This is a genomic window from Leptodesmis sp. (assembly GCF_052746595.1).
The window spans coordinates 19,862-42,049 of record NZ_JBRAGO010000012.1 but is presented as its reverse complement, the minus strand read 5'-3'; the positions used below and the strand labels follow the sequence as shown (position 1 = coordinate 42,049).

18 protein-coding genes and 1 pseudogene are annotated in these 22,188 nt (G+C 50.0%); 8 read left to right on the top strand and 11 right to left on the bottom strand.

The features are described from left to right. The first annotated feature begins 9 nt into the window (after positions 1-9). The gene (locus ACUVQO_RS04385; RefSeq protein WP_445924675.1) at positions 10-357 is read left to right on the top strand and encodes a hypothetical protein; all 348 of its coding nucleotides are present in this window, start codon (positions 10-12) and stop codon (positions 355-357) included. A 107-nt stretch (positions 358-464) separates the two neighbouring features. Here the strand turns inward: ACUVQO_RS04385 and ACUVQO_RS04380 are convergent, their stop codons facing one another. Both ACUVQO_RS04380 and psbQ read right to left on the bottom strand, forming a co-directional pair. Then, complete coding sequence (locus ACUVQO_RS04380; RefSeq protein WP_445924674.1) at positions 465-1,550, bottom strand: NAD(P)/FAD-dependent oxidoreductase; 1,086 nt, start codon at positions 1,548-1,550, stop codon at positions 465-467. Next, a complete protein-coding gene (gene psbQ, locus ACUVQO_RS04375) occupies positions 1,547-2,155 on the bottom strand; it encodes a photosystem II protein PsbQ (protein ID WP_445924673.1) in 609 nt (202 codons plus the stop codon). The genes ACUVQO_RS04380 and psbQ overlap by 4 nt, the downstream gene beginning before the upstream one ends. A gap of 252 nt (positions 2,156-2,407) precedes the next feature. Between psbQ and ACUVQO_RS04370 the strand changes: the two genes are divergently transcribed. Next, positions 2,408-3,646, top strand: a complete 1,239-nt coding sequence (locus tag ACUVQO_RS04370; RefSeq protein WP_445924672.1) for an extracellular solute-binding protein — start codon at positions 2,408-2,410, stop codon at positions 3,644-3,646. Here ACUVQO_RS04370 and ACUVQO_RS04365 read toward each other — a convergent pair. Continuing rightward, complete coding sequence (locus ACUVQO_RS04365; RefSeq protein ID WP_445924671.1) at positions 3,639-4,307, bottom strand: hypothetical protein; 669 nt, start codon at positions 4,305-4,307, stop codon at positions 3,639-3,641. The two genes, ACUVQO_RS04370 and ACUVQO_RS04365, sit on opposite strands and share 8 nt — an antisense overlap. Before the next feature lie 191 nt (positions 4,308-4,498). Beyond that, positions 4,499-4,711 (bottom strand): annotated as a pseudogene (locus ACUVQO_RS04360) (late competence development ComFB family protein); the annotation flags it as partial. A gap of 969 nt (positions 4,712-5,680) precedes the next feature. On the opposite strand from ACUVQO_RS04360, the gene ACUVQO_RS04355 reads away from it, so the two are divergent. Continuing rightward, positions 5,681-7,480 (top strand): hypothetical protein, encoded by a 1,800-nt coding sequence (locus ACUVQO_RS04355; RefSeq protein WP_445924670.1) that lies wholly within the window; start codon positions 5,681-5,683, stop codon positions 7,478-7,480. A gap of 24 nt (positions 7,481-7,504) precedes the next feature. On the opposite strand, the gene ACUVQO_RS04350 is transcribed toward ACUVQO_RS04355, so the two are convergent. Then, a complete protein-coding gene (locus tag ACUVQO_RS04350) occupies positions 7,505-8,704 on the bottom strand; it encodes a glycosyltransferase (RefSeq protein WP_445924669.1) in 1,200 nt (399 codons plus the stop codon). Positions 8,705-8,805: 101 nt separating this feature from the next. On the opposite strand from ACUVQO_RS04350, the gene ACUVQO_RS04345 reads away from it, so the two are divergent. The 3 genes from ACUVQO_RS04345 (at position 8,806) to ACUVQO_RS04335 (ending at position 12,860) form a co-directional block, all read left to right on the top strand. After that, on the top strand, positions 8,806-10,791 hold the full coding sequence (locus ACUVQO_RS04345) for an Eco57I restriction-modification methylase domain-containing protein (protein ID WP_445924668.1): 1,986 nt from the start codon (positions 8,806-8,808) through the stop codon (positions 10,789-10,791). Between the two features lie 246 nt (positions 10,792-11,037). Continuing rightward, positions 11,038-11,778, top strand: a complete 741-nt coding sequence (locus ACUVQO_RS04340) for a response regulator transcription factor (RefSeq protein ID WP_445924667.1) — start codon at positions 11,038-11,040, stop codon at positions 11,776-11,778. A 14-nt stretch (positions 11,779-11,792) separates the two neighbouring features. Then, positions 11,793-12,860, top strand: a complete 1,068-nt coding sequence (locus ACUVQO_RS04335) for a 1-acyl-sn-glycerol-3-phosphate acyltransferase (RefSeq protein ID WP_445924666.1) — start codon at positions 11,793-11,795, stop codon at positions 12,858-12,860. A gap of 8 nt (positions 12,861-12,868) precedes the next feature. On the opposite strand, the gene ACUVQO_RS04330 is transcribed toward ACUVQO_RS04335, so the two are convergent. After that, a complete protein-coding gene (locus ACUVQO_RS04330) occupies positions 12,869-14,599 on the bottom strand; it encodes an ABC1 kinase family protein (RefSeq protein ID WP_445924665.1) in 1,731 nt (576 codons plus the stop codon). Positions 14,600-15,041: 442 nt separating this feature from the next. Then, positions 15,042-16,169: a DegT/DnrJ/EryC1/StrS family aminotransferase gene (locus ACUVQO_RS04325; RefSeq protein WP_445924664.1), complete on the bottom strand. Its 1,128-nt coding sequence runs from the start codon at positions 16,167-16,169 to the stop codon at positions 15,042-15,044. A 108-nt stretch (positions 16,170-16,277) separates the two neighbouring features. Here ACUVQO_RS04325 and ACUVQO_RS04320 point away from each other — a divergent pair, with 108 nt between their 5' ends. Continuing rightward, on the top strand, positions 16,278-17,030 hold the full coding sequence (locus tag ACUVQO_RS04320; RefSeq protein ID WP_445924663.1) for an ABC transporter permease: 753 nt from the start codon (positions 16,278-16,280) through the stop codon (positions 17,028-17,030). Positions 17,031-17,034: 4 nt separating this feature from the next. Here the strand turns inward: ACUVQO_RS04320 and ACUVQO_RS04315 are convergent, their stop codons facing one another. The 4 genes from ACUVQO_RS04315 to ACUVQO_RS04300 form a co-directional block, all read right to left on the bottom strand. Continuing rightward, positions 17,035-17,388: a DUF760 domain-containing protein gene (locus ACUVQO_RS04315; RefSeq protein ID WP_445924662.1), complete on the bottom strand. Its 354-nt coding sequence runs from the start codon at positions 17,386-17,388 to the stop codon at positions 17,035-17,037. Between the two features lie 150 nt (positions 17,389-17,538). After that, the gene (scpB, locus tag ACUVQO_RS04310; RefSeq protein ID WP_445924661.1) at positions 17,539-18,039 is read right to left on the bottom strand and encodes an SMC-Scp complex subunit ScpB; all 501 of its coding nucleotides are present in this window, start codon (positions 18,037-18,039) and stop codon (positions 17,539-17,541) included. A 116-nt stretch (positions 18,040-18,155) separates the two neighbouring features. Continuing rightward, positions 18,156-19,070, bottom strand: coding sequence for an ABC transporter ATP-binding protein (locus tag ACUVQO_RS04305; protein ID WP_445924660.1), 915 nt, complete (start codon positions 19,068-19,070; stop codon positions 18,156-18,158). Further along, on the bottom strand, positions 19,067-20,488 hold the full coding sequence (locus tag ACUVQO_RS04300) for a cation:proton antiporter (RefSeq protein ID WP_445924659.1): 1,422 nt from the start codon (positions 20,486-20,488) through the stop codon (positions 19,067-19,069). Before ACUVQO_RS04300 ends, ACUVQO_RS04305 begins: the two co-directional genes overlap by 4 nt. 258 nt (positions 20,489-20,746) lie before the next feature. Here ACUVQO_RS04300 and ACUVQO_RS04295 point away from each other — a divergent pair, with 258 nt between their 5' ends. Then, entirely contained in the window at positions 20,747-22,150 is a 1,404-nt protein-coding gene (locus ACUVQO_RS04295) for a YdcF family protein (protein ID WP_445924658.1), read from the top strand. Positions 22,151-22,188: the final 38 nt, after the last annotated feature.

Genomic DNA, 22,188 nt, shown 5'->3' with positions numbered 1-22,188 from the left:
ATCGACACTTTGGTGAGCGACACTTATCTCTACAATGCCGTTTTACATGAGCTAGGCCATGTCCTGGGATTAGTGGGTATGAACTGGACTGGATATCTGCAAGAGGACTTGAGTACCCCACAAACAGCAGTCTTCAAGGGCTACTATGCCACCATAGCCAATGGTGGTAACCCCATCCCCTTACAATCCCAGGATGGCCCCAATCCCGTTACCGGCACCTACAACTACTACCATCCTGCGTCTCAGGTGTTTTCCGTAATGTCCTATGGTTGGCTCTATTCAGTGAGTAGCCCAACAGCGATCGACTATGCGATGCTGGCCGACAGCGGCTATCACATCTATGGCATTAATGCTTAGGGAACTTCTAGAAACCCGAAAATCTGTGGGGACAGGTTTAGCCAGAGATTCTAACACTCAACCAGAATTTGCAGACACAATCTGTCCCTAATAGGCATCTGCCAGGATCACAATTTAGCTGCGTCTAAAATCAGATCTTTTACTTTTTTCGCTGTAGCAGGAGCGAGTAAGACTCCGTTGCGGTAGTGTCCTGAAGCTAGAATTACATGAGAATAGCCAGAAAGCCTTTCAATAATTGGGGCAGGGCGACCTTCGGGACGAGGGCGTAGTCCCTGCCAATGGTGCAACCGGGTCGCCTGGTGCAGAGCGGGACAGAAGGCAATCGCTTGCTGCATCATCTGTTCCAGGGCAACGGGATCGGGGATTGGGGAGGGGGAATCCACAGGGGGAAATTCGACGGTGGCACCAATCCAATATTCGTCATTTCCCAGGGGCACCAAATGCACATCCTGACCAGTAATCACAGGTTGTAAAGTGGGATAGCCCAACGGCTGGGGAACTTTGACTCGCACCGCCTGTCCCAATACAGGTCGAATATCTACCGTTTGCTGAAGCTGGGTAGTCAGGGGAGTGGAACCCAATCCGGCTGCGATGACTAACCAATCCGTATCCAGGGAACCTCTGGGGGTGTAAAGCTGCAGGCCATCGGGCTGAATTCCGGTGACAGGTGTATCAAACTGGCAGCTAACGCCATTGTGTTGAGCCGCTTCAATCAGAGCCAGAGTAATGGCTGTAGGATCAACTTGTCGATCGGATGGAGAATAGACCGCCCCAATAATGCCGTCCAGGTTGAGTTGGGGGTAATGGGTAGCGAGGTAAGCCCGATCGCCAATCTCCAGTTGCCACCCCTGGGATGCCCGTAAGGAGGCCAGCGATCGCCATGCATCTAGGTCGTCACCCTCGCAGCAAAGGCGCAGAATGCCCTGGCGGTTAAACAGAATCCTACGTCCGGTAATTGCTTCCAGTTGAGGCACCCATGCGTTGTACTGCTGAATGCTCAACAACCGCATCTGTAAGTTGTTCCCTTTGGGCTTCTGGCTGATGGCTCCCATCAACACTCCCAAAGCCGCTCTACTACAGGCTTGAGCCGGTTGTTGAGCATCCAGCACGGTCACCTTTAGCCCAGAAACCTGGCTAAGCTCAAAGGCGATCGCCGCTCCAACAATACCGCATCCAACTACCGTAACCCTCATTCCTCACCTGCTGGAGCCAGTTCTTCTTCTACCACAGATTCAGTGGCTTCCGGTTCGGCAACAGGCGGCGGGGCTTCTTCCTTGGGGGCAAACAGTTTCAGCCGAGGCTTCTCAGGTTCGGGTTTGGCGACTGCCGCAGGCTTGGAGCGGGCCGCTTCGGGAACTAAGGCCAGAAAGGCATCAAAGTCTTTAACCGTATTGGCATATTTCCGAATAGCGACCTGATAGTTCTTGTCTTGGGCAGCCTGATCGATCGCAATCAGATCATCAAAAACCGTCTTTGCCAGCGTCTGAGCACTCTTTTGAGCATCAGGTAGAAGAGTGCGGGAGAGATTCAGCATCTGAATTCGCAATTCTCCTAGCGGACCACGGATAAAGTTCCGGGTAAAAGTCCAATCTTTGCGTGTAATTAGGGGAGCCAGTTCCGGCAGGCGATCGCGCATCGTTTGCAGATCTGCAGCATAAGCCTGAATTTGCTCCAGTTGCTCCGCCGTATAGGTAGGAGGCTGCTTCACTTTTTTGGCCGCCTCTGCATGACCCACATTGAGCAGAAATGCCGTTACTAGAGCTAGGAGGCAAACCACAACAGACCGATAGTTCAACATAATGCTAATTCACTAACTGTGATAGGTTTCTCTATATGCAGCAGATAAAGTAATGGCTGAAGGAAAAGGCAATTGGCCAGGGCCAACTGGGAAAAAGCTACTTGAAAGCATGAGAATTCGACTCGTAAAGTAATGTATCTCAAAATCTGTTTGAACGTCCGCCTGGATCAGCAAATTACATCAGTTTCTTTGCAGTAAAAAGCCGAAAGACTGACCACTCAATTATGATCAATGGAGCGATGATAAATATCCATGGTGGAACGGGAACAGTTTGGGCAGATCAATCGCAGATCGCTGCTGGTGGGAATGGTGAGTTGGGCCATCGGTCAGGGGCTACTGGGATGTAGCCAACAAAAGTCTATACCGTTGACGATTGAGATGCTGCGGGGCTCGATTCCTTCGCAACTCCTGCAACGGTTTCGCCACCAGATGGGAAAGTCAACACCGTCCGTTGCCCTCAATGTTGTGTCTGAAGCGCAACTACAGATCCTGTTTTCCCAACTGCAAAGCTGGCAGCAATCCGGCCAACAACCCCAACCAGCCTCATTCGGATTCTGGTTCGAGCAAGTTCCCTTTCTGGGTAAAGGGAAAACAGGAATTCCAGATTTGGTGACATTGGGTGATTTTTGGTTATCGAATGCGGTGAAGCAGGGGTTACTGCAACCCTTTAGTGAAAGCGATCGTGCTGGATTAAGGAGTTGGTCTCAGTTGGTTAACAATCCCAAATTATCAGAAGTCCTGCTGCGAAACGACCAGGGACAGGTGGATGCCAAGGGACAGGTGTGGGGCATTCCCTATCGTTTAAGCAGTACGGTGATTGCTTACCGTCGGGACATTCTGCAGCAACGTGGATTGCCACCCCCAACCGACTGGCAGGATTTATGGCGACCTGAGTTTCGGGGACGTATTTCCCTGCTGAACCAACCCCGTGAGGTCATTGGGTTAGCCCTGAAGAAATTGGGCCACTCCTACAACACTGAGGACTTAGCCGTAGTTCCCGATCTAAAGTCAACGTTGCAAGCTTTGAATCAGCAGGCCAAGTTTTACAGTTCGGATGCCTATTTGCAGCCTTTGATGCTGGACGACACCTGGATTGCGGTCGGTTGGTCACTGGATGTACTGCCGTTGGGCGATCGCCTGTCTAAAATTGCGGCGGTGATTCCCCCATCAGGGACGGCCTTATCTGCTGACTTGTGGGTACGCCCGCAAACTGCTGTAGCGAAACTATCCGCTCCCGCTCTCGCCTGGTTGGACTTTTGGTGGCAACCAGAGATTGCAGCTCAATTGTCTTTGCGAACCTGGAGCATTTCCCCCGCCTTACTGGGCAAGCCTTTAGATCAACTGCCAGAGGACTTAAGAGGTAATCCGCTGATTTTCCCAGAGGGCAAAGTTTTGCAGGCCAGTGAATTTCTCAAGCCCTTGCCAGAAAAATCGTTGCAGCAATATCAACAGTTTTGGACTGAGATGCGATCGCCTGTTGCGGCTACTTGATGGGCGTAAAGTTTCTTCTCAAAAATGAACTTGTCCCCGTCTCAATGGCCATAGTGCAACTGAGTTGATCGGCGATGGGGCTGCGAGAATAATTCATCATTTCGGGTTGCGGCAAGGAACTTTCGGAAAGCTCCGTCGATAGTTGCAGTAGATGCAGATCCAGCTTACTGAAGTCACAGGTAAAAGCGGCCACGATCGTCGCTTGACTATCAAATACTCGAATGTTGTAGCCATACCCACGGACGATCGTACTGAAGCGGTTCACAAACTCATAACGCTGCAGATAATCCAGCACTCCCCAAAACTGCCGATCCACCATCAGGTCAACCCGTCCTGCCTGCCCTTGCTGAATCGGATAAGCCAACCAATCAATAATCAACTCCTTGCCAAATTGTTGATTCAACTCCTCGGTATTGGCAACAACTTGTTCCTGTACCCACCAGAGGCTGGGAATAGTAAGATGGGTCGGAGAAATTGTGTTGGAGGTCACTACTCCCGGTGGAGTTTGGCCAGGTTGGAAGACTTTCACATCTAAAGGAGGCTGACTGGGCAGGGAATTATTAATCAGCGGCGGTGTTCTCTCTGGCTCGGCAGCCAGCGATCGTTCTGGCCCACTCAGCCCACTCTCCCAGCAGCCCAGAAGCAGCACTGGAAGCAACATCCATGGCTTCCTTTGCGGCCAAAGCTTTACAACTGCAGGTTGTGATCCGATCTGCTTTGTCATTCCTACAGCATATAACGGCTATCCTGCCATTCGTGACTTTCTGCCAGAGACGTACCCCGCTTGTGCCAGGTAATCTCGCCACGAGCCGTGCGGATCAGAGTGTGCTCAACTTCATCGACTAGATTAGCCTAGGACAGATCCTCTGACCCCAGCAGTTCCTTCAATCCTCTCAGGGCATCCTGTGGCCCCCGATCGACTTCCAGTCTCAGCGGTGGGGAACTTCGCAACGGATCGCGCTGAATGGCGGCTAGTGCTTGACGGACCGTCAGAGCAATTTGGGGTTGCATTTCCTTCATCGCCCGTAAACGCTGTTGTTGTAACCCTTTCTGGCTGGTAGCATAGAGAGGTGGTAATCAATTTAGGGCGTAGGCGATCGCTTCAGATTTATTGACGTAGTGGGCAATTTTGCGCGGTAGTTGCTTTTGTTGTTTATCAACTTCTTCAGCAACCAGCACTTCCATCACGTTCAAATACGTTTGGGCAGGCTATACGATACTCATAATTAAAAGTCAGTGGGTTAAACAGGAACAGAAGTAAAAAAGCTGAAAATCACCGCAGTACAGCTTTCAGGCACCCTATTGAAATTGTACGCAAACAGATCACGGGCGATGCATTTAATTGCACTGGATTTAAGCCTTGCCCAAGTCCAGAATCAGAGCTTCTCTGATCGGAAAATAACCGTTCTCTGGCTGAACTTGGTTTAATTTCACAGCTTCATTTCATCTGCAAAAATGATTCGCTCCCTCCTCAATCAGCTTGATCGCGGTACATTTCGCCTGGCAAGTGGCGTAATCTTTGATTAAAGCGCTTCTATCACGTTCGTTAAGTCAAGCTTTTTTTGATACCGTTGATCGCGCGATCGCTTGTTTCAGTTACCTTGGCGACTGAAGTCGCGGCTCTACGCAAAAAACCTGCCGGCGCAGGTTGCTGAAAACCTTGATGATTTCATTGAGCCTGCATCAGCAGATTTTGTTAGTGTAGCCGCGGTTTTAACCATTGGATACTTTGCAAACGCCCTCTTAAAGGATTTGTCAGAAATTGTGTGAGAAAAGTGCCATTCTAAATTTCAGCTTATACAATGATGCAACGCTCTAGAAGCCAATGGTTTGGCCTGCTTACCAACCTTTATGATCTGTGCTTAATCCAGAGCCTGGACAGAGTTGCCAGCAGCTTTGCCACTTCTAGCCAGGACGCTTCTCAAGTCATCAGGGCATCCTTATCACTTCCTCCCAACCATTGAGAGTATGTCAAGCCGAGGAATCGACCGATTTTATCCCCAACTATCCTTAACAGGTTTTCGCAGAACAGTGATGCGTAGTCGCATTGGTTCCCGATTAATTCAGGGAACTAAGCGGCTGGGTGTCCCACTGCTTTGGGTCGGTGTGATTGCCTTCTGTGGAGGAACGGGGTATTCCGCTTTTTGTTGGTTAGCTGCTCCAGCGGGTAATACTGGCTGTGATCGTCTCTGGCTGTTCTCTCCAGATGAAGACAAGTTATTTTGCGCCGAGCAAGCCGCCCGGTCGAAGAAGGTCGATCAGCTTCTAGCAGGACTGCGGCTAGTGGACGGCTGGCCTTCTGACCATCCTCTGCACCAGGAGGTTGCCAAACTGCAGCAGGAATGGACTCAGGCTCTTTTGGCGATCGCGGCACAGAAAGCCTCTAATAATGATTTAAAGGGGGCCATTGAACTCGCCCAACAGGTTTCTGCCAATAATCCTCTTTACAAAGAGGCCCAAAAAAATATTTCCGATTGGGAAAATAATTTGCAACAGGTGAAAGCGATCGAGTCCGATTTGCGAGTGGCGCTTTGGAGTAGAGATTGGACAAAGGCAGAAGCTCTGTTGAAACAACTGCCTGCGCAGAAAAACGATTACTTACAACGCCAGGTGAGTCGATGGGAGGAGCAAATTGCTACCGAACAAATTGCTTACCAACAGTTTGAGCAAGTGCGGCAACTGGTCACTCCTGATCCTGCAAACCCGCAAGGCAGGATTGAAGAGGATGCCACTAAGATCGGGGAAGCAATTCGGATGGCAATGCAAATTTGCCCCAATCAATACAGTCGGATCGATATTCAAAACTCGATCGAGCGCTGGAGTTGGTTGCTGGCAGAAAAAGCCAGAACTCGTCTGAAGCAGGGAGATGTAGAGGCCGCGATCGCGGCAATTCAAGGGATTCCTGACCATATCTCCCTCCCCAATGATCTGAATCAGCTGCTCTGGTTTGCCCGTGCTCGTACCTTAGCCACCAATTCACCACCCCAAATTCCCACTCAAGCTGACCTATGGACTGTCCTGACAACACTCGCAGCCATACGCCAAATTCCAGCCAATAGCCCGTTTCACACTCAGGTACAGTCTTATCTACCCCAGCTTGAAGCCCGGTTACAGGATATGACCCAACTAACTCTGGCGCGAGCGGTTAGTAGTGTGCAGCAACTTCCTACCCTGATGCTGGCAACGCAAATGGCTCAAACTATTACGCCCGATCGGCCTCACCGCATTTACGGCCAATCCCTGATTGCGGAATGGAGGCAGGCCATGGAACGGGCAGAAGATCGTCCTTACCTCTACAGGGCCCAACAACTGGCGGCTTCAGGAACGATTCCAGATCTGCAGGCGGCGATCGCTCAGGCCAGCCAGATTTCGCTGGGACGAGCCTTACGCCCAGATGCTCAAGCGGCTATTTTCACCTGGCAACAAAAGATTCAAACCATTGAAGATCGACCAGTGCTGGAGCAAGCGCGATCGCTGGCAAAACAGGGCAAGCTGCCAGCCGCAATCGCATCAGCCCAACAAATTGCTGCTGGCCGGGCACTGTACCCAGAAGCTCAAGCGGCCATTCAAACCTGGACAGTCACTCTGCAAACAGCGGAGGATCAGCCCATTCTGAAACAGGCGAATACTCTTGCTGATCAGGGTGATCTGGGGGCCGCACTGGATCTGGCCTATCAAATTGCTCCCGGACGAGCGCTCTACGATCAGGCCCAAACCGCAATTTCCCGCTGGTCTGCCCAACTTGAAACTACCCGTCGGTCGCGACGATCGGCCTGGTTTGATGATACTGACCGCCGCGATCGCTCCTACCCCTCTCCTTTCCATCGCCGCTAATAGAGCCGTTTCCCCGGAACGTCTTTATCTCGTCAGCACTCTTCCCCGCCAGGTCCATCCCCAACCCGTTTCCGTTTTAATCAAGGAAGCAATAAAAATAGCTGCTACCAGGAGTCCTCCCACTCCCATCGGCCACGGGAAATGTAAAGGGATGGCAGAAACCCGTTGAATATCCTGGCAAAGGCGGTACTGATTCAGGAAGCAGGCCAGGATCAGGCCCATCGCCAGTCCATCTACGCCATTCAGACCAACAACGATCGCTTTGATCAATAGCAACGTCCCTCCTAACCAGGGCAACGCAAACACGCAGAAGATGATAAATGCCGAGTAAAGAGTCAGGCGGCTATTGCGTTGACATCCCAGATGCCAGTTTTTCGTCCAGCCTTCCCATAAAGCGGCTCCCGTAGGATACATCTGCAAGGAAGCTAATCTATGGCCCAAAGCATAGTACAGCTTTAAACTAAAGTCCTTAATCCGCCGTCCCAGTTCCACATCCTCTACGACCCGATCAGCCACAGCCCGATGGCCACCAATGCGATCGTAGGCCGAGCGACGAAACAGCATGAAGGGGCCAACAGCAAAAATGGTGTCAGATTTGGGATCATTGACCTGCTCAAAGGGCATGGAAGTGACCAGGAGGCTGGCAATTATGGGTTGAGCTAACCATTCGGTAAAACAGCCACAGATGATCGCCGGCCAGCACGTCAGCAGATCAATGGCTTCTGCTTCCATCACCGCGATCGCAGTCTCGATCGCTCCTGGCTGCAAGCGAACATCTGCATCCAGAAATAGCAAAAAGTCTCCTGTTGCTTTTTCAGCCGCCTGAGCGCAGGCCCAGTTTTTCCCTATCCAGCGCTGATCTCCAGGCCGGGGTTGCCCCTTGAGGATTTGTAATCGGGGATCACGCTGTTCAGCTTGGAGGGCTTGGGCGATCGCCAGGGTGTCATCTGTCGATTGATCATCCACTACCCAAACCTGAAGCTGCTCAGCGGGTGCTGGGGTACTATCTAATACCGCGCTCACACAGTCCCGAATATTACTCGCCTCGTTGTAAGCCGGAATGATCACAGTCACAGTCTGCAGCAACGGCTTTACTGGCCTGCAAGGGGAAGGGAGTTGGGGAGCGGCGATCGCAGCGGCCCGAAACCGACTGGCGTACACCAGTCCTACTCCCAGAGCCAACAATAACAGCAGGGTAGTTAACCAGAAAAAAATAAAGAACATTACTAAAATGAGCGTGCAATAGCCTAATGGGACTGACTTTGCCAGGCGTAGGACGAGGCAAGTCCGTGATATGTCTTCCTATCTGATCTTAAATTGACTGCATGATGACCTTTCTCACCGATTCTGCCGACATTACCAGGATGCATTTCTCTTCAGACGTGCATCTCAAGCAGCGTAGCGTCCTGGGCCAGTTTTTGACTCCTGCTCCGCTAGCTCGGTTGATGGCAGCACAATTTAGTAACTTAACAGGCCATATCCACCTGCTAGATCCAGGAGCCGGAGTTGGAGCATTAACGGCGGCTTTTGTGGAGCGAGTCTTGGCTAACTGCGATCGCGTGAAAAGCTGCTGCATCACAGCCTATGAAGTTGAACCAGCCTTTCTGCCTGCTCTTCAACAATGTCTGATGGAATGCTGTGCAGCTTTGGAAAGTAAAGGCATTCAGGCCAGTTATTGCCTGTACGAAAAGAGCTTTATCGCAGCTTTGGCTGAGATGAATCTGCCACTTTTAGTCCAGTCATCGACAAACTTTACCCACGCGATTCTGAATCCGCCTTATAAAAAAATCCATAGCCAATCCATTGAAAAGAAAATTCTTGCAAAGCTCGGAATTGAAACCGTTAACCTGTATAGTGCATTCGTTTGGCTGGCCATGTTACAGCTTGCCGAAGGTGGAGAATTAGTTGCTATCACCCCCCGAAGTTTTTGTAATGGAGCTTATTTTCGTCCGTTTCGTAAAGCTTTTCTTGCAAGCATGGCTCTGCAAAAAATTCACATTTTTGAGAGCCGTTCAGTCGCTTTTGCTGAAGATGGGGTATTGCAAGAAAATATTATTTTCCAGGCTATCAAAACGAGCGATCGACCTGACCAGATAGAGATCACCAGCCACTGTGGGATGGAGTTACATGATTGTTCAGAATTAAGCTACGTTCCCTATGGGGTGGTCGTTGCAGCGGAGGATGCTGAAGCTTTTATGCATATCTCAACGAACCTCCTAGACGCGGCTGTACGAGTACAAATGGATCAATTTCCGGCAACGCTGGGGGAAATGGGTCTGGAAGTTTCAACTGGCCCCGTCGTTGATTTTCGGCTTAAATCCTCATTGAGAACCCAGTTAGATGAACGAAGCGTTCCTTTGCTTTATCCAGAGTCCCTGCAAGCAGGAGAAATTGGATTTCCACCCCGTCAGCCTCGCAAGCCGATCGCGATCGAACGCAACTCAGAAACGAGTAAATGGTTAGTTCCATCGAACTGGTATGTTTTAACTAAAAGATTTTCAGCGAAAGAAGAGAAACGCCGCATCGTAGCCGCTGTATATTCTCCTTTAGATGTGCCAGCCTTAGGCATAGAAAATCATTTGAACTACTACCATGCTCAAGGGAAAGACCTGGATCCTGACCTGGCTTATGGGCTGGCCGCATTTCTCAATTCAACGTTATTTGATATTTGCTTCCGTCAATTCAGTGGACATACCCAGGTAAATGCCACCGATTTACGAAGAGTGAAATATCCCAGTAAAAATGACTTAATTCGGTTAGGTCGTCGAGTTGGTCAGGCTAGCTTAAGCCAAGAGCAACTGGATCAGGCTGTTCATGAAACTCTGTCAATTATGAGTGAAGCAATCAACGCAGTGCAGGCCAGTCACCGAATTCAGGAGGCGATCGCGATTCTGAAAGCGATCGCCGCGCCCAGAGAGCAACAGAATGAATGTTCCGCCCTGTGTTTACTGGCATTGGCAGACATTCGACCTGGCACACCCTGGGATCAGGCCACCGTACCAAAACGTCGAATTACAGAAATGATGGATTGGTTTCGGGAGCATTATGGTAAGCAGTACGCACCGAATACCCGCGAAACCGTTCGGCGGCAGACTATGCACCAGTTTGTGCAAATGGGAATTGTAGTTAAGAATCCGGATCAGCCCGATCGGCCAATCAACAGTCCCCAGTGGTGTTATCAACTTCACGAACAGGCATTGTTCCTGCTGCAATCCTATGGCTCGCAGCACTGGGAAGAAGGTTGCCGCAACTATGCCACTTCAGTAAAAAATTTATTGCGAAACAGAAACCTGATCATACCGACATTCTAATCACCTGATTGATTTCAATGGGGAGAGGTTCCTTGGCCCCTATGAAGGCTCAAGCTTCACAGTCTTTAACAAAGAGATTGCAGGGGAAGACATATTTGTGCAAAATCAGACAAATCTTTCCTAAGAAATATGACAAAACTAACTTGATTAGTTACGTTTCGGTTTCTTGCCTATAATCCTTACAAGGATATTCGTAATTCCTAGCTTTTCTTAGTAAACTGCAGTAAAACACTACCTTTTTTAATGATGCCTCGGATACTTGTCATCGATGATGACCCCGCAATCTCCGAACTGGTCGCTGTGAATTTAGAAATGGCTGGTTATGATGTCAGTCAGGCACCGGATGGCGTCAAGGGACAGGCTATGGCTCTGCAATTGCAACCAGATCTGATTATGTTAGATCTGATGCTGCCTAAGGTAGATGGGTTTACCGTTTGCCAGCGTCTCCGGCGAGACGATCGCACCGCCGACATTCCAGTCTTGATGTTAACTGCTTTGGGGCAAACTCAGGATAAAGTAGATGGGTTTAATGCCGGAGCAGATGATTACCTGACTAAACCGTTTGAGGTGGAGGAAATGCTGGCTCGGGTGCGGGCGTTGCTACGCCGTACCGATCGCATTCCTCAGGCCGCCAAGCATAGCGAAATCCTCAACTATGGGCCTCTGACCCTGGTGCCAGAGCGGTTTGAAGCCATCTGGTTTGATAAGACTGTCAAGCTGACTCACCTGGAGTTTGAACTGCTGCACTGTCTCCTGCAACGACATGGGCAAACCGTTTCCCCCAGCGAAATTCTCAAAGAGGTTTGGGGATACGATCCCAATGACGATATCGAAACAATTCGGGTACATGTTCGTCATTTAAGAACAAAACTGGAACCGGATCCCCGTCATCCTCGATACATCAAAACGGTCTATGGTGCGGGGTACTGTCTGGAGCTACCCGCCACTGGACAGGATGGGGGCACTCAAGAATCATTAGCTGGCTAGAGTTGCGCCGATCTGTGCAAATTTCTACTGCTCGTGAAAAAGTCCCTGCATTTAGCTATCAATTTGGCTGGTTTGACTGGTTCTGCCTCTGGTACCCTCCAGCCTGGTTGATTTTGTTTAACCGCCATTGGCAACATTACAAACCTGATCCGGATAGATGGAATAGCTTAGAGTACTTGCTGTTTCTGATTCCAGGGGGGTTTTACGTGGCCCTTCTGCTACGCTGGCTCCGACTCTGGCTGGTACGGAAAGTCTTGCGGCAACCTGATCGCACTGATCAGGACCTGTCACCAGATCCAATCTATCAAGCAGCCTTTCGCCAGGAGATCATCAGGCCGATCGTGCACCATTACTTTCGGGGCACATTATGTCAGGTTGAGAATTTGCCCCCCAGTGGCCCCGTCATTATTGCCATGAATCACGCCGGGATGTGCTTTCCCTGGGATTTTGTGAGTCTTGCTTTTTTACTGGGAGAACATCGGAACTGGTTTGTACAGCCCTTGGCTCATCCCTTATTTTTTGATCATCCCTGGTTGAAGTGGTGGCTACCCAAAGGATGGGCACAAGTCTTGGGAGGTATCCGGGCAGAACGAGAAAGCTTTGAAATGGCTTTAGATTACTCTAGTTCTCCCCATCGTCAAAACCAGGAATTTGCTCTCCTCTATGCTCCTGAAGGCTGGCGAGGACTGGCTAAGGGTTGGCACCAACGCCATGAGTTCGCCAGCTTTGATTCTAGTTTTGTGCAGTTAAGCGTTCGTCATCAAGTGCCTATCGTGCCTGTTGTTTGTGTCGGCAGTGAATGGCTGCATCCGTTTACAAGCAATGTTAATTGGTTGGCACGCTGTTTCAAGATGCCAATGTTTCCTTTTTCTCCCTTAATCCCAATTTTTGTGCTGTTTCCTTCAATGGGAGTTTGGGCTGTCCGTACCCAATTGAGGTACTATGTGCAGCCGCTCTGGCAACCCTGGAACCATGCCAATTTAGAAAAAACCCAAATTAGACAATCTGTATTACATCGGCTGGCCGGAGACTTGCGATCGCAGATGCAAGTTACTTTGAACCAGCTATTAAAACAGATGTAGGATCCTGGCTAAGATCGACGACTTCCTGGAATGATGGCAGTACCAGCTAGCGGTGTAAACTCGACCAGCGCAGCTAATGCAGCATTAAACAGGCGGGCCGGTTGCAGTTCGTCCTTAATTAAGTTCCAGAGACGTTGAACTTCTTCAGTATGCAGGCGATCGTCCTCTGTCAGCGCGATCACCAGTTGCTGTCTTAAGTACTTGCCTTCGTCGGATAGTAAATATTGCAGTCCTAATTGGGCTGAGGGCAGCAGGTCAAAGTTACCTTTTGTGCGAGCTACGGCAATCAGGTTTTCTAATCGATGCCACTGGAATCGGCCCCCCTTGAACAAAACTTCCAGCAGTCGGCGACGAATCTCCGGAGATTCTCCTGTTAGCAACCGTTTCGCCACGTAGGGTAGGGCCACCTCCACAATCCTGAAATTGGGATTAATGGTGAGGGCAATTCCTTCTTGCGTCACCAGGGAACGAATGATCAGGGCAAACTTGGCTGGAACCCGGAATGGATAGTCGTACATCAACTCCGAGAAGCGATCGGTGATCGTCTTAAAGTTGAAATCTCGCACACTTTCCCCGATCGCTGAAGAAAATACTTCTTCCAGGGCTGGAATAATCGGCTGAATATCTACATCCGAGGTCAAAAAGCCCAGTTTAACGAAATCCTTAGCCAGATCATCGTAATCCCGGTTAATCAAGTGAACAACGGCATCTACCAAGTTCTCTTTGGTGGTTTCATCCAACTGATCCATCATGCCAAAGTCGATATAAGCCATTTGAGCACGCAGTGGCTCAGTCGGCACTTTACTATCGACAGGACATTGGGGAGCCATAGCAAACAGGTTGCCAGGGTGCGGGTCGGCGTGGAAAAAGCCATGTTCCAGCAATTGCTGTAAACCTGCAGTGACCCCAATTTCAATCAGGTCATCCTTCGCCAGACCCGCCTCCCGAATTCGTTCGGTATCCGTTAGCTTGAAGCCGTGGATCCACTCCAGGGTTAAGACTCGCTGACTGCTGTAGCGCCAGTAGATGGCAGGTACTTTCACCCGTGGATCGCCCCGGAAGTTGGTAGCAAACTTTTCAGCGTTTCGCCCCTCATTCAGGTAATCCACTTCCTCAAATAGTTTGTTGCCAAATTCATCCACAATCAGCGTCAGGTCATGACCCAGGTTCAGGGGTAGCCAGGGCGACATCCAGCTTGCAGCCCAACGCATCAGATACAGATCCAGGGTCAGGACGGGCATCAGGTTAGGCCGTTGTACTTTAACCGCCACTTCCTCGCCACTAAACAATCTGGCCCGATAGACCTGACCTAAACTGGCCGCCGCCACAGGTTCTAGCGAGATCTGACGGTAACTCTCCTCCAGGGGGCGGTTTAATTCCCGCTCAATAATGCTAAAGGCAATGTGGTTAGGAAACGGTGGAAGCTGATCCTGCAACTTGGTCAGTTCTTCCAGAAAATCTTTCCTGACCAGATCGGGTCGAGTAGATAGCGCCTGTCCAACTTTGATGAAGGTTGGCCCCAGACTGATTAGCGTTCTGCGAAGTTGGTCGGCTCGTTTTAATTTGTTTTGCTCCTCCAGATTTTGTAGCCTGTCAAACTGCAGGCCTAAGAAGAAACTCAGGAAGGAGAAGACAATTCGTAGAGTTCGCCAGATTGTTAGCCAGGGGCGGAGGCGATAATATTGGGCGATCGCACAAGCGTCATACCGTCTTAACCGTTCAAGGGGGTGCTGTCCCACCGTTTCATTAACCTCTCGAATAAAGGAAATGAACAAACCGTGAAGGTTGGGAGCAACTCAACGCTTAAGCGGCAAAACGGGCTGTGCGGAATCGCTCGACAAACCCTCTAAAGCTCAAACCAAGTTCAGCTAGAAACCTAAAACATACCCATAAAAGAAAAGATATGGAGATATGGCTCTGACTTGGATAAGGTTTAAAACAATCAGACTGATACAATTCCCATCTGCTTGACATTACAGATGGTTAATATCGTTTCATTAACTATAGTATAGAAAACTACAAACTTTTCGCACACCCATTTTGTCCTGGGCTGTGTTAGTAAACGTACAGCAAAAACAGGATAGGCTCAGCGAGGGGATTTCGTCGATCTGTTCAAGATCCACAAAGGTTAAAGAAATATTAAGTTTTTCAATGTTTTGCTTTGGCCTACTTAATGCTTTTTCAAACCAAACAATCCTTGAGACTATAAGCGACCTGTTCTTGCTGTTCCAGGGTTATTTCAGGGAACATGGGCAGCGATAACACCTGTTGGGAGGCTTGCTCAGCCAGGGGCAGTTGTCCTGGCTGGTAGCCCAGTTCCCGGTAAGCAGGTTGTAGGTGTAGCGGTAGGGGATAGTAAACCATTGAGGCCACGCCTTTCTCCTGAAGCTGCGATCGCACTCTGTCTCTAGCCGCTCCAGCATCACTCTCGCCCGTCACTCGAATTGTGTACTGATTCCAGACACTTTTGCTGCCAGCCATCTCTTGAGGTCGTGTAATGTTCGGAATGGGGCTGAGGAGATGCTGATAGCGATCGGCCACGTCCCGTCGTTGTTGGTTCCATTGATCCAGGTGGCGCAGCTTGATTTGTAGAATTGCTGCCTGCACCGCATCCAATCGGCTGTTAACCCCTAGTTCTTCGTAATAGTAAGCCCCCTGCCGACCGTGATCTCGCAGACGACGTAACCGCTCTGCGATCGCCGGGTCGTTCGTCGTGATTGCTCCCCCATCTCCACAAGCCCCCAAATTTTTGGTGGGATAGAAGCTGAAACAGCCAATATGACCAATGCTACCGACTTTTTGACCTTCCCACTCGGCTCCCGTAGATTGGGCACAGTCCTCAACAATCAACAGGTTATAGGTCTGAGCGATCGCCATCAGCCGCGTCATGTTCATGGGTAGACCAAACAAATGTACAGGAATGATCGCCCGCGTGTGTCCTGTAATCGCGGCTTCTATCTGATCCAGATCAAGGTTAAACGTAGCTAGATCAATATCTACGAAGACAGGGGTTGCTCCGACGGCGCTGATGACTTCTGCGGTGGCAACAAAGGTAAATGGGGTGGTAATCACCTCATCTCCGGATCCAATTCCCAGTGCTCTTAAGGCCAGGTAAAGGGCATCGGTACCAGAATTACAGGCAATGCATTCCGAAGTGCCAATGTATTCAGCAAATTGACTTTCAAAATCTGCCACCCAGGAACCACCAATGTAACGCCCAGAAGCCAAGACCTCTAGCGCTGCTGCATTCATCTCTGCGCCAATTAGCTTGTACTGTTCAGACAGGTCAAAAGGAGGAATTCTGTTCACTCACACACACCGTAAGTAATGATTACTACTAGAACCTGATTATGCCTGGAAAAGACAACATCAATCCAAAATCGCAAATCCAAAATCCAAAATTCGATGAACTCACCTTTGCAATTAATTTGGGCCTTGGGGCTAATGGCGATCGCGATTGCGCTTTCAGTCTGGCAAAAGCTGGGGCTGGAAGGGAGGCTGGCTCTGGCAATGGGACGAACAGTGCTGCAACTCTCCGTTGTGGGGTACGTGCTGGCGATCGTGTTTGAGTTTAAAAATCCACTGCTAGTCCTACTGGTGGTGGGGGTGATGCTGGTGGTGGCGACGATCGTGGCCCGCAACCGCATTAGTCAAAAAATTCCCCGTCTGATTCCTCTGGTGGGCGGCTCTATTCTAACGGCTACCGCCCTGACACTGCTGTATACCAACCTGTTGGTATTGCAGCCCCCAACCTGGTATGACCCTCAGTATTTGATTCCCCTGGCTGGAATTGTGCTGGGAAATGCGATGAATGGGGCAGCGATCGCAGGAGAACGGCTGGTTAGTACATTAAATTCTAGTCAGCTTGAAATTGAAACTCACTTAAGCCTAGGAGCGACTCCCCAACAAGCCGTAGCTCAGTATCGTCGAGAGGCCATCAAAGCAGGACTGATCCCCACCATCAATACCATGATGGTCGTTGGCCTTGTCACCTTACCCGGCATCATGACTGGACAATTGTTGAGCGGTGTGAATCCGCTCATTGCTGCTACTTACCAGGCCATTATTATCTTTATGCTAGCCTGTGCCACCTTAATAACCACCTTACTGGTGACCACTGGCCTCTGCCGCCAGCATTTCAACCAGTTTGCTCAACTCCAGTTATGGTAATGGCTTACTCGTCATCTAGTTCATTTTGGAGAGAAAGGGATCCAGTCAGGAGATTCTCCATCTCCATCCGCTGTTCCATCTGGCGCAAGAAGTAGCCCGTCATCATGGCGGATACCAGTAACCCAGCTAAATTTTCCCGATCGGTGGTGATCTTGACGTTGAATGCTTCGGAGGGCAGCATGCCTACCAATCCTTGCACGTTGTGGGAAATTATCTGCTTTACATTCGGACTTACAGATTTCGCAACCTGGGCCAGAACCTCCGGCGACTGCAGCTGAAGGTACTTGAGTAGGGGGTTGGTCTCTCCTACCTCCGGTTCAGAGTTGAGAAAGTTTGTACTGTCAGAGTTAAAGATCATTGGCAATCTAATAGGGTACTTAGCCTATTGTGACACTTTCGTCTTAGGGTTGCCTAAGTAGTTTGTCGAGATTTTTGAGGATCGGAGAGCAGGGATTGGTAGAGACACTTTGGCGGAACGTCTCTAGAAGGAACTCGGAATCTTGATTCTTTATGCTTTCGGTTCGAGATACTGGTTGAGTTCTATCGCCTGATCTTGATGAATTTGAAAGTATTGGTGAAATTTATCGGTAACCTGGAGCCAGTAGGAGCGGCCATCAGACTGGCGGCGTTTGCGGACGAAGCCTAGCTCTACCAATTCCTGAACATGCTGATAGGCGTTTGATCCCCGGATTTCCACCAGATCAGTTTGGGCAATTTTGCCTTTCAGGGCGATCGCGGCCAGGGTTCGCAGCGCACCAACTCCCAAATCGGCAGGCAGGAGTTCCTGAATCAGGTGGTGAAACGTTTCCCGCAACTGCAAGGCATACCCATTGGATGTTTCCACAATTTCTAGAGCGCTGTCTCGATGCGCGTAATCAGTCATCAATTCAATTAACCCTTCTTCTACGGCAGCCCGATCGCACTTGGCATACTCCGCCAGTTCTGAAACCGTCAGTGGTTGGGCTTTCAGATACAGAATCGCTTCAATCGTGCAAGCAAGAGAAGGCATGGATAGCGTTGAGAGTGAAGAGTGAAGAGTCGAGAGTTAAAAGTTTTGAATTGTCATTCGCCCCTTGTCTGTTGTCCCCTACCAATGAGCGATTGCCAATGGCTAATGACTGATTTTCAATCTAAATTCCGCCCGGTCAACTCAACAAAAATATCTTCTAAATTAGATGGTCTGACCATCTGGCCGGTTTTATCGGGCTGCTGGTTCAGGTAGGCGTTGGCGGCTTCCAGGGTGGGGAAAAACTGGTATTCCCAGGGCGCAGCTCCACTAACCCCTTGGGGATCACCCAATTGCTTGATCACCAGGCCTTCTCCATGTTTTTGACGCAACTGTTGCAGGGTGCCGAGTTCAATTAACTGCCCATTATCCATGATGCCGATGCGTCCGGGTTCACCACTGCCAAAACCGCCACAGAGATACTCAACCTCGTCCATGTAATGGGTGGTGAGCAGGATAGTCATGCCCTGCGTGTTCAGATCGCGAATGATTTCCCAGAGACGGCGACGAGTTTGGGGATCCAGGCCCACGGTGGGTTCATCGAGAAACAGGATCTCCGGACGATGAAGTAAAGCTCTGGCAATTTGCAGGCGACGTTTCATGCCGCCAGACAGAGTTTTAGCGGCATCATTGCGACGATCGCTCAGTTCCACATAATCCAACCAGCGATCGATTTCCTGTTGGCGCTGAGGATTGGGGATGTGGTGCAGGCGACCATGAAATTCCATATTTTCCCAGACGGTCAGGTCGCTGTCCACACTCAGTTGTTGTAGCACTACGCCAATTCGCCGCTTCACCTGTTGGGGACTGCGAACTACATCGTACCCGGCAACTAGAATCTGTCCTTGAGACGGTCGAGTCAGGGTAGTGAGCATCCGAATTGTGGTGGATTTTCCGGCTCCATTTGGCCCCAGTAAGCCGAAAATCTCTCCCGCTTTGATGTCAAACGATAGATTATTGACCACTGGGGCTTTAGTAAAGGTTTTGTATACGTTTTGAAGGGAAACCGCGATCGTCATAACAGGTAAGGTCAATCTGAATTATCGCCAATGGAAGCAGCAGGTTTTTCTGCAACATCACCTTGCTCGGTAAACACAATCCGGAGAAAGGGGGGAGCCAGGAATGTTGTGAGAATCACCATCACAATAATCGCAGCTTCCAGAGGTTTAGACAGCACTCCACTGGCAGATCCTACGGCAGCAAACACTAAGCCCACCTCACCTCTGGGAATCATCCCTACACCGATCGCCAATCGGTTAATCCCCGGTTTGCCGAATACAGTCAGACCCGTTACCACCTTACCGACGATCGCCACTAGAATCAGGAAAGAAGCTATAATCAGCCCTTCCCGGTTTTCTCGCACAAAAGGATTTAAGACACTCACATCTGTGCGAGCACCCACGACAATGAAGAAGACTGGCACCAGAATATCGGCGATCGGTACCACCTGTTTGATCAAATCTTCTCGCTTGTCCGTTTCTGCCAGAATCAGTCCAGCGGCAAAGGCTCCCAAAATAGCTTCTAACTGAATTACATCAGCAATATAAGCTAGCAAAAACGCGATCGTCAGGGCTGGAATCAAAACCTTGCCCCGGGTTTGCAACCGCTCCATTAGAGACATCAGCAAGGGATTCAACAACCGACCTAACCAGATCGATCCCACCAGAAACACGCCTGCACTCACGATCAGGTAAATCACATTGCCGACTTGCACCTGTCCCTCACGAGCTAGACTGGCCACTACCGCGAGCACGATAATGCCCAACACATCATCCAGAACAGCGGCTCCGATAATAATCTGGCCTTCACCAGAGGTTAGCTTTTGAATTTCAGCTAGCACTTTTGCCGTAATACCAATACTGGTCGCCGTGAGGGCCGCTCCAGCAAAAATTGCAGGCACTACGGGTGTATGAAAGAACCAGAGGAGACCTCCCGTTCCTAACACAAAGGGTGTGATGACTCCTACCACCGCTACAACCATCGCCTGGGGGCCAACCCGGATTAACTCTTTCAGATTCGATTCCAGGCCAATCTCGAACAGTAAGATCACTACACCCAGTTCCGCCAGTACAGAAATGACCTCACTCTGAGCCGTGAAGACGGATGTCAGAGATTCAGGAGTCAGGGTGGATGTGGTTTGCAGCAAGTGCATTAACAAAGAGCCGCTGCCATCCTCACCACCTTCGGGAAAGACGAGCAGGTCTAAGGCCGAAACGCCAATCAGAACACCACCGACCAGTTCTCCCAGCACAGGCGGCAGGTCAATTCGGGCACAGAGTTCTCCTCCCAACTTACTGGCCAGGTAAATCATGACCAGACTGAGCAACACGCCAGCCAGGATTAATGGCCCATTCGCGGCTTCATTAGCAGGTTGGTTGGCCGTTGCCAGCAAAGGTAGCAGGTAGGTTGGTGAATGCAGGAGTAGCAGGTTTGGGAAATCAACCCAGGTCATAAGGCTTACCAGTGGTTCTGTAAAATTCCATTTCTTGATTGTATAGACTTCGTTACAAGGTGAAGCCGGAATTAGAGCGATCGCCCCCTTCCGTCCAGTCTAAAATGGCGTAGCTTTGCCAGAAATCACGGCAAAGGAGGATCTAAACCTTGTCCAAGTCCAGAATTGTAGTTTCTCTGATCGGAAAACGACTGTTCTCGAGCTGGACTTGGTTTAAAACTACACTTGTTCCATCGATAACCAGAGCAGAACCCTTTCATGGTCTTACTCCTTACCGATATCTTTCTGCTACTAACCCAGGTCTTTCTCTGGCTGATCGTGGGGTTGGTGATCTGGTTCTTTCTGCAAAGGGTTTTGTCCAAGCAATTTCTTGGCATTCTGGTGCTGCTGCTATTCCTGTTTGTGATTCTGACGGCCTTTTACCAGGGAGGCATCAACCAGCCCGGAAGTGTTCTGGAAATTCTCTGGCGAGTTATTTCTTATCCCCTGACTCCCTTTGGTTTGGGATTTATTCTGTTGTTGCTGCTGCTGACAGGATTTGTCAAGCTAGGCAAATGGACAAAATATATTATTCAGGGAATATTGATTTTGCTCCTGTTGGGTAGTATTCCATTCATTGCCTATTTTCTAGCTCAGGAACTGGAGATGGAGGCGATCGAGCTAATCAACCCGCTTCCCCCACTCGATGCAGATGCCCGTCAGGTGATTGTGCTGTTAGGGCGAAATACAACCCGCTTCCAACTCAGACCCCGTCGGGAATCCGTTCCTATTCCCGCCCCAACCAGTCCTGCGGATTGTCAGCCTCCCTGCCGCCTACCGGAAACCCCTCCCAAAGTTGCTCGTCCAGTTAGCGAAGTCCAATATCAGGTACTCAGTCAGTTACCTGTGCAAATGACGGCTCATGGGAACCGAATTGTTTATGCGGCAAAACTATATCAGGAATCTACTGGACGCAATCCGCTGATCATGATCAGTGCAGGTCGCCGCTACGATCGCAAAAAACACGAAGGAGAAACCTGGGAAGAAATTTCTGAGGCTCAAGATATTCAAACCATGTTGACTCAAACCTTTGGAATTCCTGACAATGCCATAATTCAAGATCGAGAAGAGTACAATATCCGCAGTAGTGCCGTCAATGTGCAAAAATTGCTGCGCGATCAGGGAATTAATTACGGCAGGCAATTAATCCTGGTTGCCTCTGCTCTGAATATGAACCGGGCCGCACTGACCTTTGAAGAAGTATTTAGCGAGGATTGTATCGTTGTACGCCCGACGGATTTTCTTACCGTTCCCAGCCCCGATCGACTGAGAGGCATTTTGCAGGGACGTGATCTGGTAGAACGGGATTTTCAAGTCACAGACATTCTCCCATCGGCAGAAGCCTTTTATATCAGTTCCCAGGCATATCAGGAATATCTCAATTCGTTCTATTATTTCCTGCGCCGCTGGATCCGGCCCTTCAGATCCCGTGGAGAGATTCAGACCTGCCCCACAACTCCCAATCAGACTCCTTCCCTCACTCCTGCTCCTCCTGCTACGACTACGCCAATTCCGATCCCCACGCTTACCCCTACCCCTGGTTCCACTCCGATTCCTACACCAATTCCAATTCCCACTGGCACTCCCACCGCCCCTACTTCTACCTCTGAAGAATTGCAGTAAGGTTTTCTCTGCCTCTAGAGGGATAACTCAACTCTCCT

What these genes read in the sequence shown, in the direction of transcription:
- psbQ (WP_445924673.1), bottom strand. Translation starts at nt 2,155, where the DNA reads ATGTTGAACTATCGGTCTGTTGTGGTTTGCCTCCTAGCTCTAGTAACG.
- ACUVQO_RS04345 (WP_445924668.1), top strand. Translation starts at nt 8,806, where the DNA reads ATGATGACCTTTCTCACCGATTCTGCCGACATTACCAGGATGCATTTC.
- ACUVQO_RS04355 (WP_445924670.1), top strand. Translation starts at nt 5,681, where the DNA reads ATGCGTAGTCGCATTGGTTCCCGATTAATTCAGGGAACTAAGCGGCTG.
- scpB (WP_445924661.1), bottom strand. Translation starts at nt 18,039, where the DNA reads ATGCCTTCTCTTGCTTGCACGATTGAAGCGATTCTGTATCTGAAAGCC.
- ACUVQO_RS04350 (WP_445924669.1), bottom strand. Translation starts at nt 8,704, where the DNA reads ATGTTCTTTATTTTTTTCTGGTTAACTACCCTGCTGTTATTGTTGGCT.
- ACUVQO_RS04315 (WP_445924662.1), bottom strand. Translation starts at nt 17,388, where the DNA reads ATGATCTTTAACTCTGACAGTACAAACTTTCTCAACTCTGAACCGGAG.
- ACUVQO_RS04380 (WP_445924674.1), bottom strand. Translation starts at nt 1,550, where the DNA reads ATGAGGGTTACGGTAGTTGGATGCGGTATTGTTGGAGCGGCGATCGCC.
- ACUVQO_RS04295 (WP_445924658.1), top strand. Translation starts at nt 20,747, where the DNA reads ATGGTCTTACTCCTTACCGATATCTTTCTGCTACTAACCCAGGTCTTT.
- ACUVQO_RS04365 (WP_445924671.1), bottom strand. Translation starts at nt 4,307, where the DNA reads ATGTTGCTTCCAGTGCTGCTTCTGGGCTGCTGGGAGAGTGGGCTGAGT.
- ACUVQO_RS04300 (WP_445924659.1), bottom strand. Translation starts at nt 20,488, where the DNA reads ATGACCTGGGTTGATTTCCCAAACCTGCTACTCCTGCATTCACCAACC.
- ACUVQO_RS04340 (WP_445924667.1), top strand. Translation starts at nt 11,038, where the DNA reads ATGCCTCGGATACTTGTCATCGATGATGACCCCGCAATCTCCGAACTG.
- ACUVQO_RS04370 (WP_445924672.1), top strand. Translation starts at nt 2,408, where the DNA reads ATGGTGGAACGGGAACAGTTTGGGCAGATCAATCGCAGATCGCTGCTG.